Origin of the sequence: Winogradskyella sp. (genome assembly GCF_028282165.1) — a bacterium.
Taxonomy (GTDB): domain Bacteria; phylum Bacteroidota; class Bacteroidia; order Flavobacteriales; family Flavobacteriaceae; genus Winogradskyella.
The window spans coordinates 136,130-149,242 of sequence record NZ_JANQIM010000024.1 but is presented as its reverse complement, the minus strand read 5'-3'; the positions used below and the strand labels follow the sequence as shown (position 1 = coordinate 149,242).

General features: G+C 34.9%; 11 protein-coding genes. 6 read left to right on the top strand and 5 right to left on the bottom strand.

All coding sequences use genetic code 11. The features are described 5' to 3' along the window. The first annotated feature begins 10 nt into the window (after nucleotides 1-10). Nucleotides 11-202 (top strand): cold-shock protein, encoded by a 192-nt coding sequence (locus tag Q0972_RS09770; RefSeq protein WP_299365324.1) that lies wholly within the window; start codon nucleotides 11-13, stop codon nucleotides 200-202. 144 nt (nucleotides 203-346) lie between these two features. On the opposite strand, the gene Q0972_RS09765 is transcribed toward Q0972_RS09770, so the two are convergent. Continuing rightward, nucleotides 347-802, bottom strand: a complete 456-nt coding sequence (locus Q0972_RS09765) for a protease complex subunit PrcB family protein (RefSeq protein ID WP_299365322.1) — start codon at nucleotides 800-802, stop codon at nucleotides 347-349. A 14-nt stretch (nucleotides 803-816) separates the two neighbouring features. After that, nucleotides 817-1,266, bottom strand: coding sequence for a nucleoside deaminase (locus Q0972_RS09760; protein WP_299365392.1), 450 nt, complete (start codon nucleotides 1,264-1,266; stop codon nucleotides 817-819). A gap of 65 nt (nucleotides 1,267-1,331) precedes the next feature. Between Q0972_RS09760 and Q0972_RS09755 the strand changes: the two genes are divergently transcribed. After that, nucleotides 1,332-3,101, top strand: a complete 1,770-nt coding sequence (locus Q0972_RS09755) for a 1-deoxy-D-xylulose-5-phosphate synthase (protein WP_299365320.1) — start codon at nucleotides 1,332-1,334, stop codon at nucleotides 3,099-3,101. Here the strand turns inward: Q0972_RS09755 and Q0972_RS09750 are convergent. Beyond that, a complete protein-coding gene (locus Q0972_RS09750; protein WP_299365318.1) occupies nucleotides 3,075-3,245 on the bottom strand; it encodes a hypothetical protein in 171 nt (56 codons plus the stop codon). The two genes, Q0972_RS09755 and Q0972_RS09750, sit on opposite strands and share 27 nt — an antisense overlap. A gap of 79 nt (nucleotides 3,246-3,324) precedes the next feature. Then, a complete protein-coding gene (gene dgt / locus Q0972_RS09745) occupies nucleotides 3,325-4,665 on the bottom strand; it encodes a dGTP triphosphohydrolase (RefSeq protein ID WP_299365316.1) in 1,341 nt (446 codons plus the stop codon). A gap of 226 nt (nucleotides 4,666-4,891) precedes the next feature. On the opposite strand from dgt, the gene Q0972_RS09740 reads away from it, so the two are divergent. Then, on the top strand, nucleotides 4,892-7,729 hold the full coding sequence (locus Q0972_RS09740) for a TonB-dependent receptor (protein ID WP_299365314.1): 2,838 nt from the start codon (nucleotides 4,892-4,894) through the stop codon (nucleotides 7,727-7,729). Nucleotides 7,730-7,762: 33 nt separating this feature from the next. Next, entirely contained in the window at nucleotides 7,763-8,968 is a 1,206-nt protein-coding gene (locus tag Q0972_RS09735) for a multidrug transporter (RefSeq protein ID WP_299365312.1), read from the top strand. 92 nt (nucleotides 8,969-9,060) lie between these two features. Here the strand turns inward: Q0972_RS09735 and Q0972_RS09730 are convergent, their stop codons facing one another. Then, on the bottom strand, nucleotides 9,061-9,414 hold the full coding sequence (locus Q0972_RS09730; protein ID WP_299365310.1) for a nicotinic acid mononucleotide adenyltransferase: 354 nt from the start codon (nucleotides 9,412-9,414) through the stop codon (nucleotides 9,061-9,063). Between the two features lie 286 nt (nucleotides 9,415-9,700). On the opposite strand from Q0972_RS09730, the gene Q0972_RS09725 reads away from it, so the two are divergent. Together Q0972_RS09725 and Q0972_RS09720 are read left to right on the top strand one after the other, a co-directional pair. After that, complete coding sequence (locus Q0972_RS09725; protein WP_299365308.1) at nucleotides 9,701-11,971, top strand: inorganic phosphate transporter; 2,271 nt, start codon at nucleotides 9,701-9,703, stop codon at nucleotides 11,969-11,971. 152 nt (nucleotides 11,972-12,123) lie between these two features. Continuing rightward, complete coding sequence (locus tag Q0972_RS09720; RefSeq protein ID WP_299365306.1) at nucleotides 12,124-12,975, top strand: OmpA family protein; 852 nt, start codon at nucleotides 12,124-12,126, stop codon at nucleotides 12,973-12,975. Nucleotides 12,976-13,113: the final 138 nt, after the last annotated feature.

Below are 13,113 nucleotides of genomic sequence, written 5' to 3'. Positions count from 1 at the left end.
TTTATTTATAATGACTGGAACAGTTAAATTTTTCAATGATTCCAAAGGATATGGATTCATTACCAACGAAGAAACAGGAAAGGACATCTTCGTACATGTATCAAATCTCAATGGTGTAGAATTACGCGAAGGTGATAATGTAGAATACACAGAAGAAGAAGGCAGAAAAGGCAAAGTAGCTGCAAATGTGCAGGTACTATAAGAATATATCTTATTAGTTTCCACGCTCAACCTTTGGTTGGGCGTTTTTTATTTAGTGAAACTTTGTTTTGAAAAGTTGCACGGCAATGCATTCAAAACAGATGGTTGAACTAATCCCACTTTTACAGCTGGATCTCAAGAATATTTACTTAAAACGTATTGGCAAATCGTTTTTCATAATCTTAGTTATATAATACGGTTGGGTCAAAACAGTGGTAGCCATCCCTTCTGGAGATTTGTGTACCACCTCCACTAAAACACTATCTTTATGCTCTGTAATATTTAATTCTATACTGTGACCACCTGTAGTCTTCACTTCGTCAAAAACAGCGATTACCTTAAATTTTGAAAAATCTATTTCAGTCTCTGAAAAACTATCAGACACATTGTTTACAGAATTCATTTTCTCTAATAAATCGTCCCAGTCTTTTCGGTTAGAAATCACTATGTTTTGTTTTTCAATACCTTCTGCTCCAGAACCGTAAAGATCCCCTTTAGCGATTAAGGTACTCGTTTTACTGTCCTTCATTTTAGAATTATTGACTTTAGTCTTGCAACTCAAAGGAAGTAATACTATTAATATGACTATAATTTTGTTCATTTTGAAATCGATTTTTAGTTCAAATTACGTCTCTCTATAAAAAAACGTTTCATTAATACTGAAGCTTCATCGGCCAAAATACCACCAACCACTTTTGTTTTTGGGTGTAGCTTGGTGCCCATAACCTTAAATCCGCGCTTTTCATCAGAAGCTGCATATACAATTTTAGAAATCTGGCTCCAGTATAAAGCACCAGCACACATTTGGCAAGGCTCTAATGTTACGTAAAGCGTGCATTTAGTTAAATACTTACCCCCTAAAAAGTTTGCCGCAGAGGTAATGGCCTGCATCTCAGCATGCGCGGTGACATCATTTAACTGCTCTGTGAGATTATGCGCTCTAGCAATAATTCTATCTTCGATCACAATAACGGCACCCACAGGAATTTCTCCCTTTTCAAAAGCGACTTCAGCTTCCTGAAGCGCTTTCCGCATAAAATAGGTATCGTCGTATGGCTTTATCATCATTGTAAAAATACGATTCTATTTGAACTAATAATATAATTTCTATATGGTACATTTGCAGTACTTTGAAAAAGTTTTTAGAACATATCGATCTTCCTCAAGATTTACGTCAACTTAAGGCAGAGGACTTACCGCTGCTTGCCAAGGAGTTACGTGAGTTTATCATCAATATTGTCGCCACCAAAGAAGGCCATTTAGGTGCGAGTTTGGGTGTTGTAGAATTGACCATTGCACTACATTATGTGTTTAACACTCCCGAGGATTTACTGATTTGGGATGTTGGACATCAAGCCTATGGCCATAAAATTTTAACTGGGCGAAAGAGCATATTTGAGACCAATAGACAGCTCAATGGTATTAGTGGCTTTCCCAAGCGCAGTGAAAGCGAATACGACACCTTTGGAGTAGGGCATTCGTCGACTTCAATTTCAGCCACTTTAGGAATGGCTATTGCATCACAATTAAAAAGCGAAGACAAACATCATATTGCAGTGATTGGAGATGCTTCGATTGCTAGTGGAATGGCTTTTGAAGGTCTTAATCATGCAGGAGTCACAGATGCAAATCTGTTGGTCATACTTAATGACAATGCTATTGGTATCGATCCAAGTGTTGGTGCTTTAAAGCAATACTTAACCAATGTAAAAGAAGGCACTCAAAAACAGGATAATATTTTTGAAGCTTTAAACTTTGAGTATTCGGGCCCTATTGATGGTCATGATTTATCACTATTGATTTCAGAATTAAAGCGGCTTAAAACCATAAGTGGCCCAAAGTTTTTACATGTCATTACTACCAAAGGGAAAGGCCTAGAACAAGCTGAAAAAAATCAAGTAAAATATCATGCGCCTGGAAAGTTTAATGCCAATACTGGGGAACTCATTCCTAAATCAGGTTCTAATCAACCACCAAAATATCAAGACGTATTCGGTGAAACGATAGTTGAACTGGCATTAAAAAACAAAAAGATTATAGGTATTACTCCAGCCATGCCCACTGGTAGTTCCTTAAAGTATATGATGGAGAAAATTCCAGAGCGCGCTTTTGATGTAGGCATTGCTGAGCAACATGCTGTGACTCTGGCAGCAGGTATGGCAACACAAGGCATGATTCCATTTTGTAATATCTATTCTACCTTTTTACAACGCGCTTATGATCAAGTGATACATGATGTCGCCTTACAAAACCTTCCTGTTGTTTTTTGTTTGGATCGTGCCGGAGTGGTAGGTGAAGACGGCGCTACACATCATGGTGTTTTTGATTTGGCTTATCTCAATTGCATACCTAATCTTGTAATTTTTGCGCCTAGAAGTGCTATAGCACTGAGGAATATAATGTATACCGTTCAATTGGGTATAGATTTTCCTATCGCAATCCGCTATCCAAGAGGAAGAGGGCATCTTTTAGATTGGAAAAAACCTTTTGAAAAAATTAAAATAGGTAAAGGTACTTATCTTAAAAAAGGTAAGCAAATTGCGGTACTTTCAATAGGAACCATGGCTAAAACAGTTGAAGATGCCATTGTTAATTTAGATGTATCGCATTATGATATGCAATTTTTAAAGCCATTAGACGAAGACTTACTATACGAAGTTTTTACGAACTATAGCGCTGTAGTAACAATCGAAGATGGTACTACTTTAGGTGGCTTTGGTAGTTCTATCTTAGCATATGCAAATAGATATAACTTTAAGCAGCAAATAACTGTTTTGGGTCTACCAGACACATTTGTTGAGCACGGTTCAGTTAACCAATTACATGAACTTTTTCAATTAGACGCAAAATCAATAAAAAACAAAATTGAAGATTTAATCTTCGTTTTCAATAACAGCTAAATCTGTTTGATTGTCAATTTGTTCTACCTGAACACTATCATTTACAGACGTTTTTTCTCTAGGGTTAGAAATGTCATCTAACATTAATAAACAAGTAAGTACAACCATAAAAATGACTAAGCCGCCGAGTATATTATTTCTCATAAGTAGGTTTTTGGGACTGAATATGAAATAAATAAAAACAATTCCTCGGTAAAAAACAAAATTAATCGACGAAATACATCTATAGAATTTGCCCTCTAAGCTTTTGGTGTAGTAACAACGCATTAGTATCAGACAATTTTGATATGTACAAACAGACAGCCATTAGATTACTATATAAAGACGTATTCCCCAAGTTTACACTTTCTGGCATAAGGTTCAATAGCAATCTGTCGTAGTGAGATATATTATCGGTATAGCAGTTATAGGCTAATTCACCATGCGTATTTAATAGTTGATTTAAGATTTCGTATCCAGCAATTTCTTTATTAATGACTTCTTTTGAGCGGTATACATTCTTTATGCTTAGATCAATAATATCCTTAATTTGTGCTTTATATTGACTTACATCTAAAAGTGCAGTCCCAAAATTTCCACTTAAAATAGATGCTTCATTTTCCATAAAGATAGAAGCAGCCTCCTCTATTAGGGTATTTATTGCTAAAGCTCTTAAATAGCTTACGCGATCCTCGGTCGTTTTTAGCGCATTATAATTGTTTGTGATAATTTTGCCTTTTACTAATTTTATTAAATATTCAAGGGCATATTCTTCTTCTATGAGTCCTAGATTAATGCCGTCTTCAAAGTCTATTATAGTATAGCAAATATCATCTGCTGCTTCAACTAAATAAGCTAATGGGTGTCTATCAAAACTTAGATGATCATCACTTCTTTTTATTAATCCTAGCTCTGAAGCTATATCTTGGAACATGTTCTTTTCGCTCTGAAAAAAACCATATTTCTTATCTACAATATGATTCGTTGGCTTTTTGGGTAACGATTCCTTTGGATATTTCATAAACGCACCTAGAGTTGCATAGCTCAGTCGTAATCCCCCTGCTCTTCCCGACCTACTTTCAGTTAATATCTTAAACCCATTAGCATTACCTTCAAAATCGCATAAATCCTGATATTCCTTAGAACTCAACATAGATTTAAACTCAGCGCCTTTTCCATGAGTAAAATATGATCCTATGGCTTTTTCTCCAGAATGCCCAAAAGGGGGATTGCCAATATCATGTGCCAAGGCTGCAGCAGCTACGATAGCACCAAAATCGTTAATCTTATAACCATGTACACGAGATAAATGTGGATGTTTATCTAGAAGCAATTTACCTACTTTTCTTCCTAAAGACCTTCCCACCACACTTACTTCAAGGCTATGTGTCAGTCTTGTATGAACAAAATCCGTTTTAGATAAAGGAACAACTTGGGTTTTGTCTTGTAGACTCCTAAATTCTGATGAAAAAATAATTCTGTCATAATCCACTTCAAAACCAACACGTGTTTCATCTTGCTCTTTTCTTAGTCTTTTATTTGTATCACCAAAACGCTTTAAGGATAGTAGCTGTTCCCAATTCATAGTTAAAAACTTAAGTCTTGCAAGATATACAAATTGAGGTTGAATTGTGTAGAAAAAACAATTTCAAATCGAACAGATATTAATGTTAACAAATTGTATCCTTAACGATAAATCGCTTAATATTCAGGTAACGCTTAACTAACCTTTTCATTACAAATCTTTAATCATTGTCTAACCTAAAGGAAGGAATATCGCAGTTTCTTTGCAGCATAATTTTAAAAAACTAATGAAAAACATATTACTTATATTTTTATTCTCCGTATCCTTCTTGTCTTATGCACAGCAAACAGGGAGTATCGTTGGTAAGCTAACCGATAAAGAGTTTAATAATGAGCCTTTGCCTTTTGCAAATGTAACTATTAAAGGCACTACTAAGGGTGCTACTACAGATGCAGATGGACTTTATGAGATAGACAATTTAGATCCAGGAACGTACACAGTGGTATTCAGCTTCGTTGGGTATGAAACCATTGAAATCGAAGCAGAAGTTGTAGCTGAAAAAGTAACAACAATCAACGTGCCCATGGGTGCAAGTGCTGCTGCATTAGATGAGGTTGTCATTCAAACCACTGCCAGGCGAGATAGTCCTGCTGCATTGTTGATAGATCAAAAAAAGGCAGTGGCAATAAAAACGAGTATCGGTTCTTTTGAATTAGCTAGAAAAGGTATTAGCGATGCTTCTGGAGCGGTAGCAAAAATATCGGGTATTTCAAAACAACGTGGTGGTGGTAATGTGTATGTGAGAGGACTAGGTGATCGTTATCAAAATACAACACTAAATGGGATAACATTACCTTCAACTGATGTTAATAAGAAAAATATTGACTTAGGCTTATTTTCAACAGATATCATTGAAAGTATAGGTGTAAGTAAGGCTTATTCTACTAATTTTTTATCAGATTTTTCAGCTGGTAATGTAAATATAGTTTCAAAAGCTCATACGGGTAAAAACTATTTTAATGTTAGTGTTGGCTCTGGTGTAAACTCTGCAGCTATTGGTGAAGATTTTTTATTGAATGAAGGTGTCAGCTATTTTGGACGCTACAATAGATATGATAATAATCCTTTTGCTATTGTATTAGGGCAGCCTGTTGACCCTGTTGATGGCGGTGCACCTGTAAATGTTAATTTTGGTATTGAAGGTGGTTTTACACATGAATTTAATGAGAGATCAAGAATAAGCTTCTTCGGAACTGCATCTTTTTCTAATGGGTTTAGATTTAGACAAGGTGAAGCTACCAATTTTACAAACACCATAAATTCTTCTTATCCAAATGTAGATCAGTACATCTATGATGCTACTACAACTGCTATGGCTAATATAGATTACAGAGTGAATGATAATTTAAACCTTAAATATCGTACATTATACATCAACAGCGCTGTAGATCAGACCGAATTCTTTGGTATAGAAGGGCAAGGTGATATACGAGATGACCAAGGTGGTGCTGAAGAAGGGTTTTTTGTTTACAATGGTCGTTTTAACCAAGATCAGATATTTGTCAACCAATTTTTAGGTGATTATTCGGATGGTAATTGGAAAGTAGACTGGGGATTTGGTTACAACAAAGTATTAGCTGATGAACCAGATCGTAAGCGTTTTGTTTTACAAAATTACCAGTTAGCTTTAGATAATGATCCAAATACCAACCCAACTTTTTTCAGCAACGTGGCCTTTGATAACCAACGTTTCTTCCAAGAAATTGAAGATGATGAATACAATGGGTTTTTGAACCTAAAAAATACGATCTCAGAAAACGTTACACTTAATTTTGGATATGCTGGAAGACGTAAAGTAAGAAACTTTAATGCCATACGCTATGGTTATGATTTAATCAATGGTAATAATCAAGTTGTTACAGATGTAAACAATCTTAACTCAATCTTTAATATATCTAATATCAATATTCCTGATGGTTCTGGTTTATGGAATACGGCTACATTAAATCCGATTCCTGGGCAGAGTACAATAAACAGACCTGGCTTACCAGATAGTAGATACCGAGGTGAATTAAACGTACATGCCGGTCATATAAATGCTGAAATTCAGTTAGCAGATAAGAAGTTACTTATTGTGCCTGGATTGAGAATAGAAAGCTTCGACCAAGAAATTACTTACGATGTCCAAGGTGATGTTATAGCTGCGGGTGTAGAAACTACCGTTGATGCCTACGATAATTTATATTTACCAAGTTTAAATATCAGATATGCGCTAAACGATGACATGAATCTTAGAGGGTCGTTTAGTATCACAGCCTCTTTTCCAGAATTTAAAGAAGTAGCACCATTTGTATATGAAGATGTTGTTATACGCTATGGTGGTAATCCAGACTTATTAGGTGGTGTTGACGGAACTGGGCCAATTTATTCCGAAATTTTTAATTACGATCTAAAATATGAGTGGTTCTTAGAGCCGGGAGAGATTATTTCTTTAGGTATATTCTATAAAGAAATTAACGACCCTATAAACCGTGTTACTGCAAGAGATGCTACAGGTGACCAACGCTACTTTAGAACTGGAGATCAAGCTCAAGTATTTGGTATAGAGGTAGAGGCTAGAAAAGATTTAATCAGAGATGCTGACGAAGATCCAATACTTAATGTAGGCTTTAATTTTGCTTGGACTGATACGCAGCAAGACCTGAAATCAGTTGGTGGTACATTCTCTACACAATTTTCAAGAATTGTAAATGGTCAAATTGTGCCAAGAACAGAGAGCGAATTGGAAGGTGCCTCTGAGTTTATCGGTAATCTAGATTTAACCTTTACACCGAAAATTGGCAACTATAAGCCAAAAGCATCGCTAGTAGGTTCTTACTTCTCTGATCGAATTTTTGCCCTTGGTGCTGGTACCAATGGTGATATCATCGAAGAATCTGTAACCTCTTTGGATTTTGTACTCATTAATCCAATAACCGATAATTTTGAAATTGGTTTAACGGCAAGAAACTTATTGAATCCAAATATTACATTTTCCCAAACGGATGGATTAGGTAATTCATTTGTAATCACTGAATTTAAAGACGGCATCGACATAGGTTTGTCACTCAAATATAAATTTTAACATCTATAATTAAATAAATTAAATCTTTTTAAAATGAAAATTAAATTTCTTTCAAGTTTAATCTTAGTAGCTCTCTTGCTTATGGGTTGCGAAGATGATAATACACCCGATATTGTTATTAACGATAACAGTACTGTTAACAACACTACTGGTGGTGGTAACGGAAATGGCGGCGATGATGTCGAAGAATTATTTGGTTTTATCAATGAGGATACAACATTGGATCCTGATATTACTTATCGTTTAGCAGCTGCTGTTTTTGTGGATAATTGTGCAACATTAACAATTCCAGCAGGTACTCGAATTGAAGCAGAACCAAACGGTGTGCAAAATTATATTGCTGTTTTACGTTGTTCACAAATAATCATAAACGGTACTGCAAGTAATCCTGTAGTTATGACTTCTGCTTCAAGTAATCCAGGTCCTGGTGATTGGGGTGGCTTAGTTATACTAGGACAAGGAACTACAAACTTATTTGACCCAGCAGAACCAGACGATTTACCAACAAGTGAGGTTGGTCAATTACCTTATGGTGGAGAAGTTGCAGGTGATGATTCTGGAAGTATCAACTACCTAAGATTAGAATATGTTGGTGGAGCATTAAATGGTACACAAGAGTTAAATGGCCTTTCACTTTATGCTGTAAGTGCGGCAACAGAAATCAACTTTGTCCAAATATTTGAAAGCTCTGACGACGGTATCGAGTTCTTTGGTGGCGATGTTAATGTTAACAATCTAGCAGTTGTTGGTGCCGAAGATGATTCTGTAGACTGGACAGAAGGTTATACTGGTACTGTAACTGATGTATATGTTGAGCAAACACTTGATGGTGATAGTGCTTTTGAGATGGATGGTTTCAATACTGATTTCCAAAACTCAGGTGGCTTCGTATCTATCCCTACAATAAACGATGTAACCGTTGTAGGAAGCGCTGATAATAGCCGTGCATTCCGTTTGCGTGCTGGTACCGGTGGTATATTTAACAATGTAGTTATAGAAGACTTTGGCCGTGGTGTTGTTGTTGAAGATGATACTCCAGGAGATATAACTTCTGACAATATTCCTGCAAATCTTCAGTTTACAGATGTTTTATTCACTAACGTAACTACAGAGTTTATTTACGAAGATGATTTTATGAACATGAATCCTCCAACTCAAGCAGATGTTATCGGTGGTTCATCTGCTAATGCAACTGGTACTGACTATAGCACTTGGGGAGCTGGTTGGACAATTAACTAATATTAGCTGAGGTAAAATTCCCTTTAATTATAAAAAAAAGGCTCTCATTTCGAGAGCCTTTTTTATTCGTACATTTTTTTTAAACTTACTTATTAGTTGATTGCTACTTTACTCTTATTATCCCATTGATTAACACTGATTACCTTAGAATCAATATAATCAACCTCCTTTAAAGAATCACCTTGCCAGAAGAACCATTTACCTACTTTTTTACCATTATCATAGGTACCTATGGCAACTTTATTACCATCGATATCATAGCTTCTCCATTCGCCATGCAACTTTCCTTCGGCGTTAAACTGTCCTGTTTGACTTACTTCTCCATTATCGTGATAATATGTTATATAAGTCATGTCCCCTTTTTTCTCTAATTTGGGCTCTTTGCGATCTTGAGCATAAATAAAACTCACACTCATCATCAATAGAAATATCATTATTTTTTTCATATCCATTGGGTTTTATTAATATTAATATTACAAAGTTAACGTTAATTTTACTTTTAAACAACATTTACGTAACATTAATTTAACATTAAACTTATAAAACACTAATAATCAGAAATTTAAATATTTTTTAATGATTAAGATTAAAATACAAATCAATTTATAACCTATATTTACTGGAAAAGTTAATCACTTTTTTTTTGGTTTGTCATTTAGAACATAACATTTTGGTAACATTACGTTCAAATTAAAACAAGTAATTTGCGTTCAATTATAGCTATTTTATTTCATGGAAAACCTTTATGTCTATATGCTAGCTGCTTTAGCTTTCTTAGCAATCGCAGACCTAGTAGTTGGTGTAAGTAATGATGCCGTAAATTTTTTAAACTCTGCAATCGGCTCTAAGGCAGTTTCTTTTAAAACTATAATGATTGTTGCCAGTATTGGTGTTGCGGTTGGCGCAATGACTTCTAGTGGTATGATGGAAGTTGCTCGTAAAGGCATTTTTAACCCGGGTGAATTTATGTTCAATGAGATAATGGTCATTTTTATGGCCGTTATGCTTACAGATATCCTTCTTCTAGACTTCTTTAATACATTGGGGCTACCTACTTCTACTACGGTTTCAATTGTATTTGAGCTATTAGGTGCCTCAGTTGCTGTAGCGTTAATTAAGATTTATAGCGATCAACAACAATCTATAATTGATCTAGGTAATTACATCAATAACGAAAAAGCCATAGAAATTATACTCGGAATACTTCTATCGGTTGTTGTTGCATTTACTATTGGTGCTTTAGTACAATATATATCAAGGCTATTGCTTTCATTTGATTTTAAAAAGAAGCCAACTTGGTACAGTGCTGTATTTAGTGGTTTTGCTGTAACTTCAATAATGTACTTTATAATTATTAAAGGTTTAAAAAATGCAGCATTTATGCCACCATCAATTAAGGAGTTTTTAAGTACCAACCCATTTACTTTTATAGCAATAAGCTTTTTGACTTTTACTATTCTATCGTATCTGGCGATAAAGTTATTAAATGCCAAAATTTACACCATAATTATAATAGTAGGCACCTTTGCATTAGCTGTAGCTTTTGCTGGTAATGACTTAGTTAACTTTATTGGTGTTCCAATTGCTGCTTATAATTCTTATGAAGCTTGGTCCGTTAGTGGTGAAGATCCTTCAAACTATGTTATGACTGCATTGGGCGAGCCCGTACAAACGGAACCTTATTTACTACTAATTGCAGGTTTAATTATGGTATTGACACTCTGGTTTTCTAGCAAAGCAAAGGCCGTAGTTAAAACATCTGTAGATTTGTCGAGACAAGATGAAGGTACGGAACGTTTCGAACCAAATTTCTTATCAAGAAATATCGTAAGGTTGACTATTGGACTCAATGAGAGTATCAATGGCATTCTCCCAGAGTTCTTCAAGACTTGGTCCAACAAACAATTTCAAGAACCTAATGTGATTATTAAAGGTAATGATAAACCAGCATTTGATTTGGTTAGAGCCGCCGTAAACTTGATGGTAGCCAGTGTTTTAATCTCAATCGCTACATCAATGAAGTTACCATTATCAACTACTTATGTCACGTTTATGGTAGCCATGGGTACATCTTTGGCAGACAGAGCTTGGGGTAGCGAAAGTGCTGTTTATAGGGTTGCAGGTGTACTTAACGTTATCGGAGGTTGGTTTTTTACCGCATTTAGTGCATTTGTTGCCGCTGCATTTATGGCCTATATCTTATACTATGGTAAAGGTTATGCTTTAACAGGACTTATAATCTTAGCTATTTTGCTATTGGTAAGAAGCTATTTATCGCATCGCAAGAGTACAAAAATTATGAAAGAAGAAGATCATCTTGAAAGAGCCGAAAGTAGTTCTACCCAAGGTGTTATACACGAAAGTGCTTCTAATATTGCAAATGTTATAAAACGAGGAAATAGAATTTATACTTCAGCTATTAATGGCTTAGCGGTACAAGACTTAAAACGCCTTAGAAAGAATAGGCAACAAATCGAAAGACTCTCTGACGAAATTGATGATCTTAAGGATAACATTTTTTACTTCATTCGTAATCTTGAAGAACCAAGTGTTGCTGCAAGTAATTTCTACATAAATGTTTTGGGACATCTGCAGGATATGACGCAGTCACTTGAGTATATCTCTAAAGCTAGTCATAAGCACATCAACAATAACCACAAAAAATTAAAATTTAGCCAGATCAAAGAGCTTAAAAATTTAGATGCAAGTCTTGAAACCTTATTTGAGACAACACAAATCGCATTTGAAACTCGGTCTTTTGAAATGATCGGTACTGTAATTAAAGATAAAACTAAGGTATTTAACTTAGTAAAAGAAAAAATCCAAATTCAAGTAGAGCGTACCAGAAGCGAAGAATCTAGCCCAAAGAACACAACGCTTTACTTTAGCCTACTGTTAGAGACCAAAGATCTATTAACTGCCATGATGAATCTACTTGAAGATTATTATCATTCCCATGATAGTTCTGTAGAGCCTGCTCAACCTAGCTCTGAGCAAGAATAGTACTACTATCTCTTTTAAAAAACTACAAATGCTTTAGAAAACTCTAAGGCATTTTTTATGGGAAATTCAAAAAAATATTGTCATTCAACATCCAAAAAGTGTATTTGGTCGTATATGTAATTGTATTTAATAAACTAACCTAAAACTTAAACATGAAAAAAATTTCAATTTTAGTAGTAATAACTATACTATTAAGTTCTTGTGTTTCAAAAAAGAAATACATGGCTTTAGAACAGGAAAATGGCGAGATTAAAAGCGAACTAACCAAGACCCAGGTAGAAAAGGAAGATTTAGAAAACAAATTTGCAAAAATCCAAGAGCGTGTTGATCGCTATAATAAGAAAATCAACTCTTTAAATGAAGATGTAGAAGGTCTTAAAATAGAGAACAACATCAAATTAGATGTTAATGCAGATGGTACGGTAATGTCTAATGAAAGTAAAAGTAAGATGATAGCAACATTGCAAAATGTTGATCCTGAAAAATTAGCTGGAGCAAAGACTTTAAAGGACTCTATGAATTTGGCTGTGCAATACAATCTTGCAAAAAGTATGGACACAACAAATTTGAACGAAGATGAAGATATCGCTGTAAATATTAACGAAACCGTAGTAATGATTTCTATTTCTGATAAGATGCTTTTTAACACTGGAAGTTACAGAATTAGTAACAAGGCAGATAACATCCTTCAAAAATTAGCAGATGTCATTAACTCTGAAGAAAGTATAGATGTTATGGTCGAAGGTCACACAGATTCTAGAAGCATCAATACTGAAAAAATAAAAGACAACTGGGATTTAAGTGTATTAAGAGCAACGTCGGTTGTAAGAAAATTGCAAAACCAATACAATGTAGACCCTGCTAAACTGATTGCTTCTGGTCGTAGTAGTTACCAACCTTTAGTAGACAACAACACTAGGGAGAACCGATCTAAAAACAGAAGAACACGCATTATTTTAATGCCAAACATTGATAAATTCTTTGCTTTAATGGAGGCAAATTAATTGATCCATTATTTTATAATAGAGGTGAAAAAAGCACTCTCCCGTATAGTTCGGCATTGAGTGCTTTTTATATGATTTATATTTTATCCTTTCTATTAGATATTGAACTTTCTCTATTAACTAAAAAGCACCCTACTC